General features: G+C 38.0%; 22 protein-coding genes. 5 read left to right on the forward strand and 17 right to left on the reverse strand.

The features are described from left to right. Positions 1 to 235: 235 nt before the first annotated feature. The 4 genes from ACK1I8_RS02405 to ACK1I8_RS02420 form a co-directional block, all read right to left on the reverse strand. The gene (locus ACK1I8_RS02405) at positions 236 to 1,054 is read right to left on the reverse strand and encodes an NAD(P)-binding domain-containing protein (RefSeq protein WP_412467770.1); all 819 of its coding nucleotides are present in this window, start codon (positions 1,052 to 1,054) and stop codon (positions 236 to 238) included. A 47-nt stretch (positions 1,055 to 1,101) separates the two neighbouring features. After that, positions 1,102 to 2,034, reverse strand: a complete 933-nt coding sequence (locus tag ACK1I8_RS02410; RefSeq protein ID WP_412467771.1) for an NAD-dependent epimerase/dehydratase family protein — start codon at positions 2,032 to 2,034, stop codon at positions 1,102 to 1,104. A 127-nt stretch (positions 2,035 to 2,161) separates the two neighbouring features. Next, positions 2,162 to 2,761: a Crp/Fnr family transcriptional regulator gene (locus ACK1I8_RS02415; protein ID WP_412467772.1), complete on the reverse strand. Its 600-nt coding sequence runs from the start codon at positions 2,759 to 2,761 to the stop codon at positions 2,162 to 2,164. 45 nt (positions 2,762 to 2,806) lie between these two features. Next, positions 2,807 to 3,388: a thymidine kinase gene (locus tag ACK1I8_RS02420; protein WP_293788958.1), complete on the reverse strand. Its 582-nt coding sequence runs from the start codon at positions 3,386 to 3,388 to the stop codon at positions 2,807 to 2,809. Positions 3,389 to 4,048: 660 nt separating this feature from the next. Between ACK1I8_RS02420 and ACK1I8_RS02425 the strand changes: the two genes are divergently transcribed. Continuing rightward, positions 4,049 to 5,275 carry a hypothetical protein gene (locus tag ACK1I8_RS02425; RefSeq protein ID WP_412467773.1) on the forward strand — a complete coding sequence of 409 codons (1,227 nt, stop codon included), beginning with the start codon at positions 4,049 to 4,051 and terminating at the stop codon, positions 5,273 to 5,275. A gap of 408 nt (positions 5,276 to 5,683) precedes the next feature. On the opposite strand, the gene rodA is transcribed toward ACK1I8_RS02425, so the two are convergent. From rodA to purH, 6 genes are all read right to left on the reverse strand, one after another. Then, on the reverse strand, positions 5,684 to 6,946 hold the full coding sequence (gene rodA, locus ACK1I8_RS02430; protein ID WP_412469344.1) for a rod shape-determining protein RodA: 1,263 nt from the start codon (positions 6,944 to 6,946) through the stop codon (positions 5,684 to 5,686). Then, positions 6,946 to 8,958, reverse strand: a complete 2,013-nt coding sequence (gene mrdA / locus ACK1I8_RS02435; protein WP_412467774.1) for a penicillin-binding protein 2 — start codon at positions 8,956 to 8,958, stop codon at positions 6,946 to 6,948. The genes rodA and mrdA overlap by 1 nt, the downstream gene beginning before the upstream one ends. Then, on the reverse strand, positions 8,959 to 9,474 hold the full coding sequence (locus ACK1I8_RS02440; protein ID WP_412467775.1) for a rod shape-determining protein MreD: 516 nt from the start codon (positions 9,472 to 9,474) through the stop codon (positions 8,959 to 8,961). Continuing rightward, positions 9,467 to 10,306: a rod shape-determining protein MreC gene (gene mreC / locus ACK1I8_RS02445; protein WP_412467776.1), complete on the reverse strand. Its 840-nt coding sequence runs from the start codon at positions 10,304 to 10,306 to the stop codon at positions 9,467 to 9,469. Before mreC ends, ACK1I8_RS02440 begins: the two co-directional genes overlap by 8 nt. Before the next feature lie 94 nt (positions 10,307 to 10,400). After that, positions 10,401 to 11,423 carry a rod shape-determining protein gene (locus ACK1I8_RS02450; RefSeq protein WP_010601761.1) on the reverse strand — a complete coding sequence of 341 codons (1,023 nt, stop codon included), beginning with the start codon at positions 11,421 to 11,423 and terminating at the stop codon, positions 10,401 to 10,403. 215 nt (positions 11,424 to 11,638) lie between these two features. After that, complete coding sequence (purH, locus tag ACK1I8_RS02455) at positions 11,639 to 13,165, reverse strand: bifunctional phosphoribosylaminoimidazolecarboxamide formyltransferase/IMP cyclohydrolase (protein WP_412467777.1); 1,527 nt, start codon at positions 13,163 to 13,165, stop codon at positions 11,639 to 11,641. Between the two features lie 677 nt (positions 13,166 to 13,842). Here purH and ACK1I8_RS02460 point away from each other — a divergent pair. Both ACK1I8_RS02460 and ACK1I8_RS02465 read left to right on the forward strand, forming a co-directional pair. Further along, on the forward strand, positions 13,843 to 13,980 hold the full coding sequence (locus ACK1I8_RS02460; RefSeq protein WP_412467778.1) for a hypothetical protein: 138 nt from the start codon (positions 13,843 to 13,845) through the stop codon (positions 13,978 to 13,980). Between the two features lie 6 nt (positions 13,981 to 13,986). Then, positions 13,987 to 14,742 (forward strand): Abi family protein, encoded by a 756-nt coding sequence (locus tag ACK1I8_RS02465; RefSeq protein WP_412467779.1) that lies wholly within the window; start codon positions 13,987 to 13,989, stop codon positions 14,740 to 14,742. A gap of 105 nt (positions 14,743 to 14,847) precedes the next feature. Here ACK1I8_RS02465 and ACK1I8_RS02470 read toward each other — a convergent pair whose 3' ends face one another. The 7 genes from ACK1I8_RS02470 to purN form a co-directional block, all read right to left on the reverse strand. After that, the gene (locus ACK1I8_RS02470; RefSeq protein WP_412467780.1) at positions 14,848 to 16,152 is read right to left on the reverse strand and encodes an HlyD family secretion protein; all 1,305 of its coding nucleotides are present in this window, start codon (positions 16,150 to 16,152) and stop codon (positions 14,848 to 14,850) included. Then, positions 16,142 to 18,337, reverse strand: coding sequence for a peptidase domain-containing ABC transporter (locus ACK1I8_RS02475; RefSeq protein WP_412467781.1), 2,196 nt, complete (start codon positions 18,335 to 18,337; stop codon positions 16,142 to 16,144). The genes ACK1I8_RS02470 and ACK1I8_RS02475 overlap by 11 nt, the downstream gene beginning before the upstream one ends. Next, positions 18,330 to 19,418: a grasp-with-spasm system SPASM domain peptide maturase gene (gene gwsS, locus ACK1I8_RS02480; RefSeq protein WP_412467782.1), complete on the reverse strand. Its 1,089-nt coding sequence runs from the start codon at positions 19,416 to 19,418 to the stop codon at positions 18,330 to 18,332. Before gwsS ends, ACK1I8_RS02475 begins: the two co-directional genes overlap by 8 nt. 172 nt (positions 19,419 to 19,590) lie before the next feature. Continuing rightward, positions 19,591 to 20,493: a grasp-with-spasm system ATP-grasp peptide maturase gene (gene gwsG / locus ACK1I8_RS02485; RefSeq protein WP_412467783.1), complete on the reverse strand. Its 903-nt coding sequence runs from the start codon at positions 20,491 to 20,493 to the stop codon at positions 19,591 to 19,593. Positions 20,494 to 20,623: 130 nt separating this feature from the next. Then, on the reverse strand, positions 20,624 to 20,920 hold the full coding sequence (locus ACK1I8_RS02490; RefSeq protein WP_412467784.1) for a TIGR04139 family peptide modification target: 297 nt from the start codon (positions 20,918 to 20,920) through the stop codon (positions 20,624 to 20,626). Between the two features lie 62 nt (positions 20,921 to 20,982). Next, entirely contained in the window at positions 20,983 to 21,231 is a 249-nt protein-coding gene (locus ACK1I8_RS02495) for a hypothetical protein (RefSeq protein ID WP_412467785.1), read from the reverse strand. Between the two features lie 703 nt (positions 21,232 to 21,934). Next, positions 21,935 to 22,513 carry a phosphoribosylglycinamide formyltransferase gene (gene purN / locus ACK1I8_RS02500; RefSeq protein WP_412467786.1) on the reverse strand — a complete coding sequence of 193 codons (579 nt, stop codon included), beginning with the start codon at positions 22,511 to 22,513 and terminating at the stop codon, positions 21,935 to 21,937. Between the two features lie 241 nt (positions 22,514 to 22,754). Here purN and rpsT point away from each other — a divergent pair, with 241 nt between their 5' ends. Further along, positions 22,755 to 23,009, forward strand: coding sequence for a 30S ribosomal protein S20 (gene rpsT, locus ACK1I8_RS02505; RefSeq protein ID WP_029277289.1), 255 nt, complete (start codon positions 22,755 to 22,757; stop codon positions 23,007 to 23,009). A gap of 68 nt (positions 23,010 to 23,077) precedes the next feature. Beyond that, positions 23,078 to 23,776, forward strand: coding sequence for a RadC family protein (gene radC / locus ACK1I8_RS02510; RefSeq protein WP_412467787.1), 699 nt, complete (start codon positions 23,078 to 23,080; stop codon positions 23,774 to 23,776). Positions 23,777 to 23,856: the final 80 nt, after the last annotated feature.

The raw sequence follows: 23,856 nt of genomic DNA on the forward strand, positions 1-23,856 counted from the left end.
AGCTCCGTCATTTCGAGCGGAGTGAAACAAAGTCGAGAAATCTATTGACCTAAAGTTATTGCTATTTATTCGTGGTGATAATTTTTAGCCTCTTCAACTTACGCGATCGTCATGCTGACCTGTAGCGCAGCGGAAAGCTGCGCAGTAAATTTATTTCAGCATCTTTCTTGTAAAATAGACCCTGAAATAAATCCGATAACTATCGGATCAGGGTGACGAAAAAGAGAAGAAATCTCTAAATCCCAACTTTAAATTCATACCCCAAAAATTCGGGTACATTTAAACTTTCTACAATCTTCCAATTTTTCTTTTCCTCAATAAATTCAGGAACAGCTAAACCCGTTGCTTTGGTCGCTTCCACATAGAAATCCATCTTTGCAGGATGTTTGGGTGAGCAGGCATTGTATGTTCTTCCAAATGCCTGCTTTTCCAAAAGTTTTATTGCAAGGCCGACGGCATCGGTCTGGTGGATCAGGTTAACCGGAGCTAAACCATTCGGAATATTGATTTTGCCGGCGAAAAATCTACCTGGGTTACGGTCTGGACCGATTAATCCTGCAAAGCGGATGATCGTGCAATTTTCTGGAAATAGTTTTTTAAATAATGTTTCGGCAGCTAAAACAACCTTTCCCGAATCCGTATCCGGAACGGTTTCGCTGTTTTCATTTACCGTTTTATTGTCATCAGCATAAACACTTGTCGAACTGATCAGCACCACCTGTTTCGATATATCTTTTGCAGCGGCCAAAATAGAATTTATTTTATTTGGATAGTCAAGGAGTTCAGCTGAATTGCGCTTCGGCGGAATACAGATAAACAGCACATCAGCCACAAAAAAGGCAGCATCTGTAACAATCGATTCTGCCGTAAAATTAACTAAAAATGGCTGTATATGTTCGGTTTGGAGGATCGCTAATTTATCCTGACTGGTGGTGGAACCTTTAACCTTGTAATTTAATCCGACCAGTTTTTTGGCTAAAGCCAGGCCAAACCATCCACAACCTAAAATTGATACGGTTTGAACTTTGCTATCCTTTTTATTATCTTGAATCATTTGCTATAAAGATAAACAGTTAGCTTATCATTTAGGCTGATTTCATGTCAATTCTGTTTTTTATACATTGTTTCGGATAACTTCAAAATTCCATCATAATAAGCAGTAGGCTTAAAATTAAAGGCCTTTTCAAATTTGCCAGAGTCGAAATGATAATCATGATCGTACTGGTAATACATTTCTACCGTACCGGCAACTACTTTTTTAAATAAACCTACCAAGCGCAGCATCAGTTTATTAATAGTTAGATACCGGGGTTTGGTTTCATAAATTTTAGCGGCCATTTCAATGAATGCTTTCCCTGTTAGAGGAGCGGCAGTGGGAAGGTGCCAGATCTGGTTGCCAGAATCGGGTGTTTGTCCCAATAGGAATAACGCTTTGCCGGCATCTTCGATGTAAGTAAAACTGTGTAAAGTATCCGGGTTTCCAATCCATTGCGCTTTTTCTTTTTTGGCAAACTTATCGAGTACCATCATGTCAAAAAAGCTGTTCATAGAATCTGCTCCGTAAAAATCAGCAGCACGGGCAATGGTTACATTTATTTTGCCTGCTTTGGCTTCGCTCATTAATTGTTCAGCTACTTTAGCCCTTACCTCTCCTTTTAAACTACATGGATGATAAGGCGTATCTTCTGTCATAGGGCCATTTACAAGCCCATACATATAAACATTATCGAAAAAGATTAACCTAGCTCCGGTGTGTTTAGTTAAATTAATTACATTTTGAATAATAACGGGCCATTGTTCCTGCCATATTTTACTATCGTAAGCCAAACCGGCACACAGGTAGATAACTTTTGAACCTGCTGCTGCAGTAAAAAGTTCAGCTTCATTTAGTAAATCAGCCTTAACCCAGCTTACATTTGGGCTGCTGGTAGTTACTGGTTTTCGGCTAACCCATCTGATGGTCTCATTGGTAATGTTTAATTCTGTGGTTAGTGCGTTGGCTATTGGTCCGCCGGCGCCAAGTATAGTGTGCATATCTTTGTTTTTGATAGTTCAAAGTTACGTGGCATGGTACCATGAAAACGTTAACAAAAGATAAGGATTTCAGATCATTCAGCGTTAACAAATTAATAGGCTGTTAGTTAGAAAGCAGTCACCTCTTTTATTGCAAAAGTGTTCTTTTACGGATACGGGAAAGTGAGACAGGCGTAATACCTAAAAAGTTGGCAATAAAGTGCTGTGGAATGCGTTGAAAAATATCTTTTCCTGTTTTTTCGAGTGTGATATAACGCTCTTCCGGACTCTGTGTAACAAATGCGGTAACGCGGTCTTCATAACAGCAGATGTAATACTCGGCTATTAAACGACCGAAACGTTCCGTTTTTAAAGCTAATAACGGATGATTTAACATTTGCTGAAGATTTTGGTAGGAGATCATTACCAAATCTGTTTCTTCAAGTGCCTGAATGTAATTGGTGTTGGGTGTGCGTTTAAGGAAACTTTTATAAGCACTTACCCACTCATTTTCAAAGCTAAAGTATCCGGTAATTTCCTGCCCGTCTTTTATATGGTAGTAGCGAACGGCACCACTTGTAATAAAGCACATATAGTCGCACACTTTTCCTTCAACTGCAAAATGTTCTTTTTTGCTCAGGGCAGCAAAACTGAGGTAGGGAGTAAAGATTTGCCATTCTGCATCGTTAAACGTTACAAATTGGGCTATACCGTTTCTAAATGCTTCTAATTGAGCTTTTTTATCCATATTGATATTAATCTGGTTTAAAGATAAGGATTAATCAGGTGATGGTTATCCTTTATCCAGATTGTAACAGGCCCTGCAACGTGGCTCGTAACTTTCTTTTTCGCCCAATAATACGGTAGCTTCATCAGCAACAGTACGGTAACTGTAAAGGGCAGGATTACCACAACAAACACAAACCGCATTTACTTTAGTCACATGTTCGGCAATGGCCATCAAAGCTGGCATCGGGCCGAAAGGTTTGCCTGTAAAATCCATATCTAAGCCTGCAATAATCACGCGTATACCCTTAAGTGCCAGTTTATTGCAGACATCGGGCAACTCATCATCAAAAAACTGTGCCTCGTCTATACCCACTACCTGTGTATTGGTCCCCAGCAATAAAATGGCTGAGGCGCTATCTACGGGAGTGGAGTTGATGGAGTTTAAATCGTGCGAAACCACAGCCGTTTCATGGTAACGGGTATCGGTACGGGGTTTAAAAATTTCGACATTTAATTTAGCAATCTGCGCCCGCTTTAGCCTTCTGATCAGTTCTTCTGTTTTACCGGAAAACATAGAGCCACATACAACTTCTATACTTCCCGAAAATTCGCCCCTTCTCCTGAAATTCTGTTCGCTAAATAACATGCCTGTTTTTTTTATTTCCCCTATGTTTTAAACCAAACAAATATGAGGATTTTGTATTTTAAAAAGGTTAAAAATAACGGGTAATCACTTTTTTAACTTAATCATTTTTGCAAACTTCCTTTATATTTGGCAGTTATCTTTTTCTGAAAAAAATTAAAATAATTAAAAAGGCAATAATCGGAGTGGTAAATATTGCGAGTAGTAGTGAACCCCAAAATCCCAAAGAAGTATTCTTTCCAAAATTGGCTACCGACCAAAAAATTAATATAGCGATTAATAGCAAAAAAATTTCAGGCATACCCAGGAGTATAGCACAGGTTTGTGAGCGCATAGTTGTTACTTTTTTGAAATAAATTTGATAAAAATACAAAAATATCATCAATATGAAAGCGCGGTAATTAAGCAGAGTTCAGACATATTCAGCACTAAAGAGGTAATAAATTCTCCCCAAAATTACAAGCGTGTTTTGTGTATGGAAAACAATTGAGATATTATTAGGTTTGTGATATATATTGAGCTATTTTGTCAAATAACAGGTATTGCAGGTATTAAATTGTTACCTTCTAAGCATCAATGATGATAAAATAAATATTAAAATTATGTGTTATTTTTGAACGCATAGTTACCAACATAAATCGGCTAAAATTTCGTTATAATTTTATGATGAACCAACAAGATATTTTCAGAAAGATAGGTAGTATTTTAACAGAGTTAAATGAGCAATACCAGTTTTTGGCTCAAAATCCGCAGCAATTAAACGAGTTGGAATTGGAGCTGTTTCTGGCCAATGCCCATTTCCTTTCTGATCATGTTAATATCGTTAAAAAATTAAATGCCACAATAGAAAATAAATCAACTGAAGTCGGAAAACATACCTTGTTGGCCGAACAAAATACGATTGTATTGCCAGAACCTGAAAAAAGTTACGCCGACAATGATGAATGTTTCGATCCGCAGGAACTGGAAGAAGTGGTAACGGCCCAGGAAGAGGAAGAACGCGTAGATGTAAAACCAGAACAAGAAGTGCTTGATGATGAACTGATTGAGGAGGAAAAGGCTGCTTCACTTTTGAATAAGGATTTCTTTAAGCCCGACCAGGACGACCATACTTTCGAATTTGTACTCCATACGCATCATCAAAACGATCAGTTTGATTACGAAGCAAATCCGATTGCAAATGGATCTGTAGGCGAAATTTTTGACCGCCCGCTAAGCAAGGAAGAAGCAGAAATTTTGGCACGTAAGAAGATTATTCACGATAAGGAAGCAACTTTAAGTGTTCGAGAGGAGCCGTTGCAAGCTGATGAAGATGAAATTGGTCCGGAGCCTTTTTTGATTCCGCACGAAGAACAAGCCCCGGAAGTAATTGCAAGAGAAGAGCCTGTTGTAGGTGAGCGTACGGAAGACCCTGCTGTGGCCGTTAAAGTGGAAGCACCTATACCTGCAACACAACCTATTGAAGCACTAAAGGATGTAAAACTGGATGATCCCGTTATTTCGCCACCTGTAGAAGAGGAGCGTCCCATATTCAGACCTGAAGCCGTTCCTGTAAAACCTGCTCCGCAGCCCGCGGTGGTTAAACCTGCACCAAGTTTAAACGACTTATTGGCTAAAACAAACAGCCAGAATAATGAGCCTGTTAAAGCACCGATTGCCGATTTAAAACAGGCCATTAATTTAAATGAGAAGTTACTTTTTATTAAAGATCTTTTTAACGGATATAATCTGGCCTATTCTGAAGTGATTGATATCATCAATAAAATGAGCAGTTTTGAAGCTGCAGATAGTTACTTACAGCATAATTATGCAGTGAAAAATAACTGGGCCAATAAACAGGCCACTGTTGATCAGTTTTATGAACTGTTGAATAGGAGATTTAGTAAGTAAGGCAGAGCTAAGCAGTTTAATAAATGATATAAGTTCGCAATGTCGTAAAAAAAAACTTTTAATTTTTTGATTAGTAAACGAACGTTCAGTGTTTTATGGGTGCTGCAGCCCCGCCATCATTTCAATCTTTTTGAGAAGCTGCCCACAATTTGAATGTTGCTGTTCCAAAAAGGATTTCCATTTTTGTCGGGTTTATTTTACTGGGGATAGCAGCACTGAGCTGCCCACCTAAGTCCCTTTCCGTTGCAGGCGGACGATAAAAGCGGACACGAAGTAAAGCGTTAGCGGGAGCACACGATCATTTGCGTGCAAGGTTTTGCCTTCCAAAAAACAATCAATATCTCTTAATTTCTAAATTAAAACTTCGAAATATCGACTTAAGACTAAAGACTCCGGACTCCCGACTTATTAAATAAAGCCCATCCGGTTAGAATCCAGTTTCAAAAATATAAACAACAGGATGGTGAAACTCCATAACGACGAACCGCCATAGCTGATAAATGGTAGCGGAATTCCGATTACCGGAATAATCCCAATAGTCATTCCGATATTGATGAATACGTGGAAAAAGAGGATACAGGCCACGCTGTAGCCGTAAACCCTGGAGAAAGTAGATCGTTGCCTTTCTGCCAGATTAATCAATCGGAGCAATAGAAACATATACAAGCCAATTACAACCGAACAGCCTACAAAGCCCCATTCCTCACCAATGGTAGAAAATATAAAGTCGGTACTTTGTGCAGGCACATAACCATATTTGGTTTGGGTCCCCTGTAAAAAACCACGACCGGTTAACTGCCCGGAACCAATGGCAATCTGCGATTGGATAACATTATAACCTGCACCTTTATTATCAGCTTTTAGACCTAACATCAACTCAATGCGGCTGCGTTGATGTGGTGCCAAAACCTTTTCGTAGGCAATTTTAACTACGAATAGGTAGGCAATGGCAATGATGGTAACCAATACGGTAGAAATAATGATCTTTTGTTTCCGCCTGTTGTTATAGATAAAAAGGCCGCCAATTGTGGTTAGGATAAGAATCAATAGGTAAGTTGGTACCAGGAAATCGGCAACGAAGAGCACAATCATTCCAAGGAAAATCAACAGGAAGTAACCCGATAGCCCCTCCCGATACAAGGGGAACATAAAGGCCAGGAAAACTAAAGCAGAGCCCGTATCAGGTTGCAGCATAATTAACAAAAGCGGAGCTAATACAATTAAACCGGCAATGACAATTGATTTAATATCCCTGAATTTCGGATTAAATGTACTCACGTACCTGGCCAAAAGTAAGGCTGTACCAAATTTGGCAAACTCTGAAGGCTGCAGCCTAAAAGAGCCAATGGGAATCCATGCCTGGTTTCCGCCGACATTTCTTCCCACAAAGAGTACCACTACCAGTAAAAACAGGGTGGCGCCATAAATAAAAGGCGCAAATACATTAAACAACCTGCCGTCGAACAGTAAAATGGATAGGCCCAATATCACACCTGTAATTACATAAATTAATTGTTTACCATAACTGCTCGCAAAATCAAAACCTGTTGCTTTATCTGGATTGTAAATAGAAGCATAAACATTGATAAAACCAACAATGCATAAAGCCATGTAGATTAAAACGGTAATCCAATCTACATTAAAAAAGAAACGGTTTCCCTGTTGTTGCATCATAACTTATTGTTTACAGGTTTCTGGTTTACAGAGGGCTGATTTATTTTCGGTGTGGCAGTAACAGTTTGTTTTAATATAGCCGGTTTTATTTTTAAGCTGTCTTTAACCTTTTTAAGCGAATCGGCCTTTTTTAGTTTTAGGCTGTCTAATCTGGTTGGCTTAATCTTTTTTGTCTTATCAATTAAAGCAGGTAAAAGATTGGTTTCGGCGAACGCTTTAACGGTATAACCGTTAGAACGTGGTTTAATGCTATCGGTTAAGTATTTCTCCACAATAAAACTCGAAATCGGTGCAGCATAAGATCCTCCATAACCGCCATTTTCTACAATCACGGCAATGGCAATTTTAGGGTTGTTCATAGGTGCAAAACCAATAAAAACAGAGTGGTTTTTGCCATGTGGATTTTGTACGGTTCCGGTTTTGCCACACATCAAAATGTTGGGTATCTGCGATTCTTTTGCCGTTCCCCATGGGCTGTTCACTGCGTCTCTCATTCCATCAATTACGATAGGGAAATATTTCTCATCTACACCCACATAGTTTTTAACCACATACTCTTTTTTTACTACATTTTTATCACCAATACCTTTAATCAAATGTGGTTTTAAATAATAGCCACGGTTAGCAATTGCTGCCATTACGTTGGCCATTTGCAATGGGGTAGAGGTAATCTCACCCTGACCAATGGCCTGCGAAATTACAGTGGTATACCCCCAGCGTTTGCCGTAAATCTTATCATAATGATCAGCTTCATAAAATATACCTTTTTTTTCGAAAGGCATATCGATGCCCAATTTACGGCCAAAACCCCATTTCGAAATCTGTTCATGCCAATGCGCATAAGTTTGGCGTTGGTTTTTCATACCGTTTTTGGTGATGATGTTCTGAAAAACATGGCAGAAATAGGTGTTGCAGGAGCGGGCAATGCCACGTTGCATGTTAATGGTACCATCAACGTGCTCGCATTTTACTTTATGGTTTCCGGCCATATAATAACCCGGACAGAAAAATGTAGTATTCGGATCTATGGCACCATCTTGCAGGGCAACCAGGGCATCAACCGGCTTAAATGATGATCCGGGAGAATATTGTCCGGCAATAGGCCTTACAATTTGAGGACGATAAGGATTTGCAATCAAACTCATGTAGTTTTTTCCCCAATCTTTACCCACTAATTGGTTAGGGTCATAGCCCGGGCTACTTACAAATGCCAGGATTTCTCCGGTTGCAGGTTCAATGGCCACAATTGCACCTACTTTATTTTTCATCAATTCTTCGCCAAGGCGTTGGATTCTGATGTCTAAAGAAGAAATTAAGCGGTCTCCGGAGACCGCATTTACATCGTATTTACCATTGGCATAACTTCCCTGAGCAACGTTTTTGGCATCGTAAAGTGTATTGATCACCCCTTTTTCACCCCTTAAAAAATCTTCGTAAGAACGCTCCAGCCCACTTTTTCCAATAAAATCGCCTGGTTTATAATAACCTTCCGATTTTTCAATATCATCAGGACTTACTTCCTTAACATACCCGAAAAGCTGTCCGGCAATGCTATCGGGATAATGCCTGATCGTCCTGTCCTGTGTTCTGAAGCCCGGGAAACGATACATGATTTCCTGTAGGCGTGCATAACTCTGTACCGAAATCTGTCTTTCAAAAAATGTAGATTGATAAGGAGATTGCGCTTTTGCTTTTTTCAGCTTTTTACGCACATCTTCAATAGTGATTTCTAAAGCGTTGGCCAATCCAAGGGTATCAAACGGTTTAACCTCGTTTGGGATCACCATTAAATCGTAAACGGGTTCATTCTGCACAATTACCTTCATGTTCCGGTCAAGGATGGCTCCGCGGGCAGGGTATTTGTAAATTTTACGAAGTACGTTACTTTCGGCAGAGCTAAAGGCTTTATCGCTAATGATCTGGATATAGAATAACTTTCCCAGTAAAATCAGGGCGACTACAATAAATAATCCTTGGACGATATATTTTCGGTTAAATAATTGATCCATTTAGCGTGGCGTTCTTCTATAGAATATAAACTCTACCAAAAAAATAATAAGCAGTGTAAAGATACAACTTAAGCCGCATCTCATTAAGGTATAACCAACTTCGGTTAACCTGAATGTTTCGAGAAAAAATAGCACCAGGTGGTGTGCTACAACGCAAAGAAAAGTATACAGTGAAAACCATTGGAAACCCATATAACTTAACGATGGTTCCGGGTCATCAATGGCGTCGCGGTTTAAACTGATGGATATAAAAGAAATCCTCACTAAAGCCAGGACTACACAAGCTGTGGCATGTACGCCCATGGTGTCGTAAAAAGCATCGAGAGTTAATCCGGTGGCAAAAGCCAGTGAGTACAATAAAATATTGGGAATGCCAAATGGGAGCAGGAGTAAAAACAGCACATAGATGAAAGGGGTCGAAAGATCGTAAAAACCCATATTCTTGAGCAGGAAGATCTGCACAAAAAGGAGTAAAAACCACCTGACAACATTTACAATTATGATTCTACTATTCATTCGGTTTAGCCATGCTTTCTAAAGCTTTCTGCTCATCAGCTCTTTTATCTTTAACCACATATACATATTGTAAGGTGCTAAAGTCGGTAAACAAATTTAATTCTGCTGATAAAAAATTATCGTTTGTGGCCACATTCGCCTTGCTGATTTTTCCAACCAGAACACCGGCAGGAAAAGAACCATAACCAGAGGTAACAACCGTATCGCCAACGTACATTTTAATATGGTTGGGCACCTCTTTCACAAATGCCTTTTTAATATCGAAATTCCCATCGCCCCAAACCAACGAACCAAGTGCATGGTTCTTTTTCAAGGTGACACTGATCTTTGTATCTTTATGCAATAACGACTGGATGGTGGCCAGGTGTGCAGATACATCACGGATAAAACCAACTACTCCGCGTTGAGGGGCGATAACGGCCATGCCGCTTTTAATCCCATCATCCGTACCTTTATTAATCGTCATGATGTTGTTGCGCAAAGTGATCGAGTTTTTAACCACTTTGGCTGCCAGATACGTATATTGTTGATTGGTAAGAGTATCTGCCACTTTAACATCTTTGGCCGTATCTATAGTGGTTAAGCTCAGTAATTGACTTTTAAGTCTGGCGTTTTCTGCCGCAAGGCTATCGTTAACCATCCCCAGGTTCAAATACCGTTTAAAAATATTTAACCTTTCATATGCAGTGCCTACGATCTCATTGCTGGAGTTTAAGGTTACGCTTCGCTGATAAGCGTTGTTTTTAACCGTGAGGTAAATGCCGACAGTGAAAAAAATGATAAACAAGAAAAATGCGTTGTATCTGCTGATGAAAATCCAAAGGTTACGCATTTGAGTTTGGAGTTAAAAGTTCGGAGTTGGGAGTTAATCGTTTGGTGTATGAGTGGAAACTCCAAGCTCACAACCCCAAACCCCAAACTGGATGTTATTGCATTAAAAATTTATACCCGCCGATGTTTTTAAGGGCGATACCGGTGCCACGGACTACTGCACGGAGTGGATCTTCTGCTACGTGAACAGGTAATTTTGTTTTGGCTGCAACACGCTTATCTAAACCTCTTAACAAGGCACCGCCACCGGTTAGATAAATACCGGTTTGGTAAATATCTGCCGAAAGTTCCGGAGGAGTAATCTCTAAAGCTTTTAAAATCGCTTCTTCAATTTTAGAGATCGATTTATCTAAACAGTGTGCAATTTCGGTATAAGAAACGGTGATTTGTTTAGGTACACCCGTCATTAAATCCCGGCCCTGAACTGCGAAATCAGCAGGAGCATCCTGTAATTCAGGTAAAGCTGCTCCAACTTCAATTTTAATTTTTTCAGCGGTACGGTCACCAATCATGATGTTGTGCTGACGGCGGATATAATTTACGATATCAGAGTCGAAGTTATCTCCGGCAACTCGGATAGACTGATCGCAAACAATACCCGATAAAGCAATAACGGCTATTTCGGTAGTACCGCCACCTATATCAATAATCATGTTTCCCATTGGCTCTTCAACATCAATCCCGATACCTACGGCAGCAGCCATTGGTTCGTGGATCAGGTATACTTCTTTTGCACCGGCAATTTCGGCTGAATCGCGCACGGCACGTTTTTCTACTTCTGTAATACCAGATGGAATACAGATTACCATACGCAAAGAAGGAAACATCCAGCCTTTGCCACCGTTAAGCATGCGGATCATCCCCTTAATCATCGCTTCAGCAGCGTTAAAATCGGCAATCACACCATCTTTTAACGGACGTACAGTTTTAATATTATCGTGAGTTTTACCCTCCATTTGCATGGCCTGACGGCCAATTGCAATAACTTTGTTTGTAGTACGATCGAAAGCAACGATAGATGGCTCATCTACCACTACTTTGTCGTTATGTATAATCAGGGTATTCGCTGTGCCTAAATCGATGGCAACTTCTTGCGTAAACCAGTTAAATAATCCCATGTATAAGGTATGTTTTCTTTATTTGATCAAATCTATATTATTCCTAATGTAAAAATAGGATTTTTATTGTTTTAAGTTTTATTTTCTACAGTTATTAAATTGTTTTTAAGGCAATTAAAATGTTCGTAAAATAAAAAGCTAAAAAATAAGCCTAAAGACCAAAGCGGAAAGACCAAAGTAATTTTGTGCCTTGGACTTTCAGCTTTTAGCTTAAACTAGTGTTTAAAGTGTCTTACCCCGGTGGTTACCATCGCAATACCTTTTTCATTTGCTTTGGCTACAGAATCGGCATCCTTAATTGATCCACCTGGTTGCAAAATAGCTGCAATTCCGGCATCGGCAGCAATTTCCACACAGTCTGGAAAAGGGAAGAAAGCATCAGAAGCCATTGCCGCACCTTTAACGCTGAAACCAAAAGAAGCTGCTTTTTCAATTGCTTGTCTTAAGGCATCTACACGCGAAGTCTGGCCCACACCGCTTGCAATTAAAACATCATCTTTAACCAAAACAATAGTGTTCGATTTTGTGTGTTTTACAATTTTGTTGGCAAAGAACAAATCCTTTAGTTCTTGTTCGGTTGGTGCTTTATCGGTAACCGTTGTCATTTGCTCCGGACCTTCGATAATTAAATCTTTATCCTGTTCAATTACACCATTTAATAACGTTTTAAATTGTTTTTTGCTCAATTCAACCGCATTGCGCTGTAAAATAACGCGGTTTTTCTTTTTGCTGAACAGCTCTACTGCTTCTGGCTGGTAAGAAGGCGCAATCAACACCTCAAAAAACAGGTTATTGATTTCTTCTGCTGTTTCGAGATCAACTTCAACATTGGTAATCAATACGCCACCGAAGGCCGAAACCGGATCACAAGCTAAAGCATCAATCCATGCTTGTTTAACAGTTGGGCGTGAAGCAATACCACAGGCGTTAGTGTGCTTTAAAATGGCAAAAGTTGGCTCTTCGAATTCGTCTATCAAAGCAACGGCGGCATCTACATCAACCAAATTATTGTAAGAAAGCTCTTTACCATTCAATTTGGTGAACATGGCATCTAAATCGCCATAAAATACACCACCTTGATGAGGGTTTTCGCCATAGCGTAGAGTTTTGGCGTCAGTAACACTCTGTTTAAAAACATCAAGTGGCTCTTCAGTATTAAAATAATTGAAAATGGCAGTGTCGTAATGAGAAGAAGTATGGAATGCTTTTTTAGCATATGCCTTACGCTGAGCTAAAGTAGTTTCGCCATGCTGTTCGGCCAGTTGTGCTTCTAAAGTAGGATAGTCGTTCTTTGATGCGATAATTACCACATCATTGAAGTTTTTTGCTGCGGCACGGATTAAGGAAATACCACCGATGTCTATTTTTTCGATAATTTCTTCAGGTGTTCCGCCTGCTTTTACAGTTTCTTCAAATGGATATAAGTCAACAATAACCAGGTCAATCTCAGGAATTTCGTATTCAGCAATCTGCTCCTGGTCGCTAGCTAATGCCCTACGGTTTAAGATTCCGCCAAATACTTTTGGATGTAAGGTTTTAACACGTCCGCCTAAAATAGATGGATAACCTGTTAAATCTTCAACCGCTGTAACAGGAAGGTTTAAATCTTTGATGAATTGTTCTGTTCCACCCGTAGAAAATAATTGTACCCCTTGTGCGGCCAACAATTTTACCAATGGCTCCAAACCATCTTTATAATATACTGAGATTAAAGCGTTTTTGATTTTAATGGATTGACTCATTCTACTGAAAATTTTGAGCCGCAAAGGTAGTAAAATCGTATGGCTTTTTTATTATGTTAGATGGGCAAAAAAAGAATAAGATTTGCGTTGGCTGTTTCGGGTTTGTTTAAGGTCGAGTTGATACTAGCTACTTCAAAAACACAGAGAAGGAAACTGATAGATCAAATGTTTAAAGGGTTACGGAAAACCTTTGAGTTAGATCTTTTTTAATAATTGGGAATAGCGGTGCTGTATAGACTTTTTGCTAAGAAAAATTAATAAAATAGATTGTAGGGTTTTATTAGTCTAAAATTAAGGTTTTCCATAGCCTTATTTTTAGTCAAAATGTTCCATTTGATTGATTTATGCTCATTTCTGCCAAATGATAAAATATGATAAACTAATCGATAGGTCATTGGATTTGAGGCGAAAGTATATTGAAAGTATGGCAGTGGTTTTCAAGCTAATCTATATTGACCAGTATTTACCTTATAAAAATATTTCAGTATATTTTTATCATGCCAAAAAAAGATACTATATTTGTGCTAATAGTACTCGCCACGCTACCCGTCAGAACAGCGTCCCAGGGCGGGTCTTTTGCTTTTATAGCGTTTTCATTCTTTCAAAATGAACTTCCTAGTTCGATTTTAAAAGCGTTTTTTAACGGGTTTCTATTTTTGTTGTAAAACTATCTCTCCATGATTTATAATAAAAAAACATTTACCATCGAGGAGCACATTGCACAACTTAAAGAAAGGGGATTGGTCATCGCAGACCATGCATTAGCTACCCATTACCTGTCGCATGTAAGTTATTATCGTTTAGCAGGCTATTGATGGCCCATGCAATTGGGTAAAGAACAGCATATATTTAAGCCCAATAGTAAATTTGAAGATGTTATTCACCTTTATAATTTTGATAGGGAACTACGGATTTTAATTTTTGACGCGATCGAAAAGATTGAGATTAGTTTACGTACAAAGTTAATTTACCATCTTTCCCATGAATTTGACCCCTGGTGGTTCCAAAACATAGCGATATTTAAAGATAGCGGTGCTCTTGTAGAAACGCTTGCCAGTTTGAAAGAGGAGATTGACCGATCGAAAGACATTTTCATCAAAGAACATAAAAAGAAATATAAAGAAGATTTAAGGTTTCCTCCAGCCTGGAAATCTTTAGAAATGACCAGTTTCGGTTCACTTTCTAAACTGTATGGCAATCTTAAAAATACTGTCGAATCAAAAAATGTTATTGCCGAAGAATTAGGAGCCGTAAACCATACTTACCTTCCAAGTTGGTTACAATCTATTGCACAAATAAGAAATTACTGCGCACATCATAGTAGATTATGGAATAAAAATCTTCCTGGAACTCCTAAAATATTGTCTAAGCCTCCTTTTCGTTGGCTAATTGATGTGCCAACAGATACACAAAAGTTGTACCTTCATTTATGTATTATCAGGTACATGCTTAATATCATAGCGCCAGAAAATTCATTTGCGCTAAAAATGAAGGAATTATTAATCAAATACCCATCGGTAGATCCAAATGCATTAGGCTTTAAGGCAGATTGGAGAAACGAAGCACTTTGGAATTAAATTGCTAAACAAAGCGAGCAAATGTTAGGAGAACAGTTAATTGCCAATCTGCAGAAGTTTGGTTGCGATTATATTATCATCTTTTTATCTGATCATAATTTTCCGCTAACTCTGGTAGCCCAATAACTTTCGGATTTGATATAAAAACCGTTCTATTAACCTTAAATCCTGGGTTACAATTTCTGCGTTACCTTTTAATTCTTTGTCAAAAGTAAGGGTTTTATGATACGAAGTGGTTAATCCTTTTGGCAAATTAACATCTACATAGTAGTTTCCTTTTTCATCCGGGGTGAAAGAAATATTCTGCACAGTGCCTTCTAAAATGCCATACTCCTGAAAACGATAATTATCCAGTTTGATCAGCACCTTTTCGCCCCGCGCTATTTTACCTGAGTTGGTGGCTGGAACAAGTAATCTTCCAATTAGTGCTTTTTTATTGTCAGGAAGTACCGTTAATATGGCATCACCCCGTTTTAAAAATTGATTTTCGCCCCAAAACTGCTGGAAACTTGCTATACCGTCTGTTGACGACATGATTAAATAATTTTGCTGCCATTGTCTTAACGATTTTTTTAACTGTTCAAATAATTGTAAGGTTTGCAAAGCAAAATTGCTTTTGTCTTTCTCATGGCTAATATTTATCCCACTTTTGGTTTTATGAAGGTTTGCAATGGCTTCTTGTGTTTGCGATAGGGAAATATCTATATTTTGTAAGCTTTGCTCGGCTTGTATGAATTTAATTTTCTCGTTTTCAAATTCGGCGGTGGAGATTACTTTTTGATTAACGAGCTGCAAAGTTCGCTGATAATTTTTCTTTATCAGTTCAAATTTGGCCAATTCCAGTTTCTTTTGATTTTTTAACGCAAATTCCCTACTTCTGTTGGCTGTTATATTTTGCTCGGTAGCTTTGTTTTCTGGCGCATAGGGCTTAAGAGACGCAAATAATTTTTCATCCTGAAATGCCTTTGCGAAATTGTTATAATCGCTTTGAAGCTCGCCCAATTTGAATGTTGATACTTTGTTTACTGGAAAAGAGGCCATTCGGGACGGAGCTGTTGAATCAATGATATTGATGAGTTGTAAAATGTCCTCATAGTTTGCTGTTGACTGTAGCACCATCAAAACCTGATTTTTATGAACCCGTTCGTGATCTTTTATCAAGATTTTTTCCAACTTAGAGTCTATTCTGGCCTCAAGTTTTTCCGGCGGATTTTGTGAGGTGATAATAATTGTAGCAGGTACAAATTCTGGATATTTGATAAAGTAACTCATCAGCAAAATCATGAATAGAATACCCAAAATGATGGCATTGCCCCAGCGGAACATCCAATGTGGAGGATTTGATAATACATCCTGAACAGCTTCAGAACGGAGCTGTATCTCATCCAGTTTATCTTTTTTAGTTTCCAAGTTCGAGCTGATTTTTAATTAATCTATAGTATTCACCTTTTTTTGCCACCAGCTGGTTATGGTTGCCTTCCTCTACCACAATTCCTTTGTCCAGTACTATAATCTTATCGGCATGTTTCACTGTTGATAACCGATGTGCAATAACAACTGCAGTTTTTCCCTTAAAAAACTGCGCTAAATTTTCAATAATGATTTTTTCATTGTTGGCATCTAAGGCACTCGTAGCTTCATCAAAGAAGATGTATTCAGGGGTTTTGTAAACTGCCCGGGCAATAAACAATCTTTGTTTCTGGCCGCCGCTCATGCCAATGCCCTCATTGCCTATTTTGGTATTATAGCTTAGGGGTAAATTCTCAATAAAATCCTGGATGTTGGCAATTTCCACCGCTTTTCTCAGTTTCTGTTTATCGATCATATCCTCACCAATGGCTATATTATTGGCAATAGTATCATTAAACACATAACTTTCCTGCATCACTACGCCGCAATGTTTTCGCCAATGGCTAGGTGATATACTTTTGAGGTCAGTGCCACCAATTTGAACATCACCTTTTTCTGGTTCGTAGAATTTGGTAAGTAATTTTAATAACGTGGTTTTTCCGCTGCCACTGGCACCAACAATTGCAGTGGTTTTTTGATAGGGGATAACCAGGTTCAAATCCTGGAAAATGAACGTATCTGAGCCAACATATCTAAATGATACCTTATTCAGCACAAAATCTTTTTGCGGAATTTCGGTTACATGTTGATCATCGATACTTTCTTCGTCCTTTTTATCATGAATTTCACCAAGTCTTTCCAAAGATATTTTGGCATCCTGAGTTTGTTTGATGAAATCTATCAATTGTAACAAGGGACTATTCAATTGACCGATAATATACTGCACAGACAGCATCATCCCTAAGGTAAGATTTCCATCAAGTACCAGTTTTGCGGAAAGAAAACTGACTAAAATATCTTTAATCTGGTTGATAAAACCTCCACCTACAGATTGCCATTGTTCTAAGGAAAGCGCCTTTATCCTGATTTTAAATAACTTTACCTGTAAAAATTCCCATCCCCATCTTTTTTGTTTCTCGGCATTATGCATTTTTATCTCCTGCATGCCATTAATAAGCTCAATTACGGTGCTCTGCTCTTGCGAAACCTGAGAGAACATCTTATAATCCAGTTCTTTTCTCTTCTTAAGGAAAAAGGTAATCCAGGCTACGTAAAGGACGGCACCGATAAGATAAACCGCAAACAGTCGGTAATCATACATGAGCAATACCATGCTAAAAATGACCAGGTTAACCATAGAGAACAATGTATTTAGCGAGGAGCTTGTCAGCAATTGTTCTATCCTATGGTGATCGTTAATGCGTTGCATAATGTCTCCCGTCATTCTGGTATCGAAGAAACTGATCGGAAGTTTCATTAATTTGATGAAAAAATCAGAAATGATAGAGATGTTTATCCTGGTAGAAAGATGCAGCAAGATCCAGCTACGGATAATATCAATGCCCATCTTGCCCATAAAGAGCATTACCTGCGCCAGTAAAACCAGGTAAATAAAATTGATATCCTGATTTTGGATGCCTACATCTACCACACTTTGGGTAAGAAACGGGAAAATCAACGATAACAAGCTTCCGGCGAGTAAGCCAAGGGCAAGCTGAATGACAAGCGATTTATATTTTAATAGATATCGGGATAGAAAAGTAAAGCTCGTTTTCCTCTCTTCCTCTTCAAAATCATCCTGATAGAATGACGGGCTGGTTTCCAGAATAAGCGCAATACCTTCTTCGGTTTCTTCATGCGCATTTTCCCCAATCCAATGTTTAATAAATTCTTCTTTTTTGTAAGTAATTAAGCCATAACTGGGGTCTGATATATAAACTTTTTCGGTTTTATCAATTTTATAAACTACAACATAATGGTTTTTGTTCCAATGTATAATGCAAGGTAAAGGCGCATCTGCAACCAGGGTTTTAAAATCTATCTTAACTCCTAAAGTTCTGAAACCTAAACTTTCTGCTGCATTGCTGAGGCCCAGCAAGCCACTGCCTTCCCTGGTGGTTTCCGTCAATATTCTTAAATGCTGAAGCGAAATACTTTTTTTGTAGTGTTTAGCGATAATACGTAAGCAGGTAGGGCCACAGTCTTTTGTATCTGGTTGTTTATAAAAAGGGAATTTTTTAGGCATCGTAATTTAATTGCTGCATGCTGTAATTTTGTATGGCTTTTTGCTTAAGTGGATTAGTGCTCCACTCAGCCCACTCGTTGGTATACGGATTATAGCCACATTTTAAGGGCCTTGAAATATCCAAGCCTTCATGATTTTTATGGGTTTGCTCTGTAAAAGCTCTGCAGTCTGTACATATGTTTCGAAACTCGCAGTCTTTGCAAATCTCAATTCCGGCCTTGGTTAGGTTCCAATATTTTTTAAAATCCTCATGGAGGATTGCTTCTTCGAGCGTGGTTGTGTTAAGGTTTCCGAAGCTGTTACACATTGCCGGACAGTTTTTGATATTGCCATTTATATCAATACCTATTTTTTTATGAAGACAAGAATTGTGGTTAATCGCTTCTAAAACCTTGAGCATGTTTGTTTCAAAGTACTTAAAGTCTATTTTTCCGCAAGAATTTATTTTTAGATATTCACTGGTAAAAACCAGGTTGAATTTAAAAGTTTCTGTTACCTCAAATGGAGTTTTATCACAGTTATGAAATATCAAGCTGTAAATCCGTTCGCATTTTTCGTTCAGTTTTTTTATGAAATCATCAGTTACGCCCTCATGGTACAGCGAAAAAATTTCTATGCTTTCTAAGCATGAATCGTTAAATGTATCTTCTAATCTCAAAAAGTCCATCAAGGAAAGTTTGCTTTCACAATAGATTACCATGTGTCTTATCCCTAAATTTTCAATAGATTGCGCCAATTGTGGCGAAAGCACTAAATCGGCAGTTTCAACAAACATATTTGAGATGGTACTGGCATCACTAAATTCCATTGGTAATGGCGGAAAGTTTTCGTCCCAACTATTTTCGGTAATAAAACCATACTCTTTTTCTACTAAAAAGTCTAGATATTCCTGCAGGATTTGTTTTGATTCTTGATCATAAAGTTTGAATACTTCTTCGATAGAATTTAGTTTTAAATCTTCAATTATATTATTCAATTCTAAAGACTGCAATTCAGAGTAGTTGCGTTGTAGATCGGAAATTAAGATTCTGTTTACCCCTTTTGTGATCAGGATATCGCTAAATAAGTTGAAGTACCTCATAATAATCTGCTAATTGGCTTATATGGTTTTACGAGCATAAGGAAGTTGGTTTTATATCGCTTGCATGTAGCGTAAAGCACATCATTACCTTTTTGATTATCTTTTTTACCCCTGTATTCATCTACAAATTTGAATGTTAGTGGCAGCTTGTTTTTGTCTTCGATTTGATATCTCATAAATATTCAGCTATAGCTTTCTCTGCACCATAATTACACATGGAACTAACCCCTAAAAATTGGCCAACAGTATTTACTTCCAAAAAATAAAATTTCTCGCCACTTTTTATAAAATCTATTGAGCCACAGTTTACATCCAATAATTCCATTAATTGATGGGTTTTCCTTTCAATTTCAACAGGTAGATTGTATCTCACGTTGCGGTTGGGTTTTTCAAGATTGTACTTTCTGAAATCTGTTTTGGTTCGCTCATCATTTTGAGATATTATTGCCGTAGAAAAAAACTTACCGTTCAGGTAAAAGCTTCTGATTTCGAAATCCTTTTCAATTTTTTCCTGAAAAAAGGTGATGAAGAAACGATCTTCTTCCTGGCGATCAATAACATGGGTGTACATAATGCTTTCCCCATAATCCTGGTAAGCGTCAATGGTGATGTTTCCTGTCAACGGCTTTATTATTGTTTTATCCAAAACCACATCAGCCGTATTCTCAGCCAGGTAATATTCGGGAACATTTAGTCCAACTTTTTTTGCCTGCTCTAAAACAAATAGTTTGTTTACAGCGCTATTGCTCTGCTTGTTGATGTGCTTTTTGGATTCAAGTGTTTTGATTACATAGTCATGAAGCCAATGTTGGTGTTCCTGCATGTGGATGTTTACAGAAACATTATCGTATTGGAAATTTTTAAATTTCAAGCCGCCTCTTCTGTACCATACACTGCTGATTTCATCAATGTAAAAACAGTTTCTGCCGCTTTCTATATAAATCCTTTTCGCTTTCGTTTTGATCTCAAAAACTTCGTCTTCTTGTACCCGAATAAATTTTTTATCCATTGCCAAAAGCCATTTGATAACTTCGTTGGTGGTAGTCTCCTGTTTCTTGGATATAATTAAAATCATCTTTATTTAATTGGGCCGTGAATGATTTTGATAGGGCGCCCCTGTTAAGAAGGCAGCCCATATCTTTTAATGGGTGTGATTAAAGGTAATTTCTGCCGAAGTGATGGCCGAGATTACATTTAAACAAAGTTTAGTAGTTGTGAACGGGTTCGCCAGGTGCAAGACGACGGATTTCCCTGTAAATATACCCACCTGTGCCATTTGGCCCCTCGTAGTGATCATACTCTATACATCCCTCTCCTACAAATACATTAGATTGAATTGCGGTATATCCGCCCATCGCTCTTCCGCCATTGATTGATGATAAATCATTTAGTTTTTTGTTTTCAAGTGAAGAGAAGTCTTGCTTCATTCCTTTTAAGTTTTTCATTTTATTGGTTTTTAAGTGAGTGAAATTCAAAATCCTGTTTTTCAGTTTTTTGTACATTTTTGCTGTCAAACCTTAGTCGTTTATCAATAATACGAACTAGGGCTCGACTTAAACTTTACCTAGTTAGCACCGTTCCAGTTTCCTATATCAGAACTTGGGGCTGAAACAGCAGATTGACATGTTCTTCCGATATATTTACCGCCATTGCTTTCGTAAGCATCATATTCCACAGTTTCACTTGGGTACTGGCTCGGACAGGCAACATTTGATCTAATAAGATACAAACCACCTTGGATTGTACTTAAATCTTGGAGTCTTTTGTTTTCCAGTGAAGAAAGGCTCTTCTGCATCCCTTTTAAGTTTTTCATTTTAAAGTTTTATTAATTAGGTAAACTCGCCACCTTACCCTGGCGTTTGGGTTTTTGATAATTGGCTTTTATAATTATGATTTGTACGTCTACAAAAAATATATTATCAAAACCTTTTTCATTTTAGATATGGAGAAGCAAGCACGCGTTATTGCTCAACCATATTTAAACTTCCCTAAAATAGAATACCGATACAAGAGAGAATTGATATACGGGATGATTGAGCCTACATTCGTTACTGTTTTGTATAAAAACGCTGAAACATCAAAATGGCGATGGTTGATCTAAGTTGGATTTTATTTGATCAGGCAAACAGATTTAATCGTTATGTTTCCGTTTGAGATTATTATATAGATTAACCAGGTGTTCTCCCGGTTAAAAAAAAACACGGTCAAACTACCAATGCTCATGCAGTCCTATATAGCTGTTGCAATAGGATTTACTTTAAAGAAAGGATTGATTTGCTTTCAATGCGAATGGTGGGTAATCGGATTTTAAAGCAAAAAAAACCTTTGCGGGTTGTCTGTTCTTTTAATTAGCAGTTGGGGTATCAGCAAATAAAAAAACGGATGGGTAGAGAAGGAGGGTTAGCTTCACTAATGAGTTAAGCGTGTTGGATATCTTTATGATGGCATCATTTAAAACATGCACGATAGATTTTATAATCTGCACCAGCATTGTTTTAATAATTTATTGTTAGTTATTATTTACTGATTTTTTTGACCAGGCTTTCTACCACACGCGGATAATGCTGGTGCTCAAGCTGCTGCCCTTTAAACTTTACCATTTCGAGGCTATCGTTTTTATCTATCCTGTAGCGGGCCTGGTAAATATACTCGCCTTCATCATAATTTTCGTTAACGTAATGAATGGTGATTCCGCCTTCCGTTTCGCCCGCGGCCATAACCGCCTGGTGAACATGGTCGCCATACATGCCTTTTCCGCCGAATTTTGGAAGGATGGCCGGGTGGATATTGACAATTCTGCCAGGGTAGGCGTGGATCAGGCTCTTAGGGATCAACCAAAGGAAACCAGCCAGTACAATAAAATCAATTTCAAGATTTTTTAGCAGATCTACCACCTCATCAGTTTGGTAGAATTCATTACGATCGAAGATATGAGTGGGGATTTCGAAATTATCGGCCCTTTGTAACACGTAGGCGTCGGCATTATTGGTCAATACCAAAGATATTTCTATTTCATTACTCCGCTTAAAATGCTCCATCAGTTTTTGGGCATTAGAGCCGGAACCTGATGCAAAGATGGCTATTCTTTTTTTCACTCAAAATCGTTTTGCCCAAAAATAGTATTTTTAAGCCTGTTTTCTCCATGTAAAAGAATTTTTATTCAATTAAGTTAAAGTATTATTAATGAATAATTTTAACTTATTTTTGCTGTTCAAAAACAGGGTTCTGTTTTGATTAAAAAAAAGTTTAAAGTGTTTTGTAATTTAAAAACATTAATCCTATATTTGCAACCCGAATTAAAGGAAACGAATAAGAAAAATAAAAGGCTAAATAGAAATGGCAAATCATAAATCTTCATTAAAAAGAATTAGAGCAAACGCAACAAAACGTTTACGTAACAGATATCAGGCAAAAACTACGCGTACTTTCATTAAAAGATTACGTGCTGCAGAAGATAAAAAATCTGCATCAGATTTATTGCCTAAAGTAATCTCTATGTTAGATCGTTTAGCTAAAAAGAACATCATCCACAAAAACAAAGCGGCAAATAATAAATCAAAATTAACGAAATTCGTTAACGGTTTAAAATAAGCCAATTTTTTACGATATTAGGAAGGCATCCCAACGATAAGTTAGGATGCCTTTTTTTATCTTAAAAAATGGAAAACTACGAACAGAAACTGGGTATAAAGTTATGGGCCGAAGAAGACCGTCCACGTGAAAAACTTTTGTTGCACGGTAGAAGACATTTAACAGATGCCGAACTCATTGCTATTTTAATTGGCTCTGGCAATAAAAACGAAACCGCCGTAGATTTAAGTAAAAGGATTTTATCTTTTTACGATAACAATTTAACAAAGCTGGGAAAGGCCTCCATTCAGGAACTTTCAAGGTTTAAAGGAATTGGAGAAGCCAAAGCATTAACCATAATCGCTGCTTTAGAACTTGGTTTACGACGGAAAGAAACCGTAGAGGAAGTGATTACGCATGTAACTACCTCTAATGATGTATATAAATATCTGCATCAGACCTTTGCTAATCTCAATCACGAAGAGTTCTGGATATTACTGCTCAACAGGTCTAACCGGGTAATCGGCAAATTTTTGATCAGTAAAGGCGGACAGGCAGGCACGGTAGCCGATCCAAAAATTATCTTTAAAACAGCTTTGGAAAACAACGCCGCAAATATAGTGTTGGCACATAACCATCCTTCAGGAAATTTAAAGCCCAGCGAGAGCGATGATAAATTGACCAGGGATATGGTGGCTTCAGGCAATTTGTTGAGTTTGTATGTGGTCGATCACCTGATTTTTGCCAATAACCGCTATTATAGTTATAGAGATGAAGATTTAATTTAAAATATATTGGATATTAAAGTACAATTAACGTTATAATAATATAATTGCGGCTTAAAATCAGGTGCTACAAGCCACCAATA

The sequence above is a fragment of the Pedobacter sp. KLB.chiD genome (assembly GCF_047040275.1).
Classification (GTDB): Bacteria; Bacteroidota; Bacteroidia; order Sphingobacteriales; family Sphingobacteriaceae; genus Pedobacter.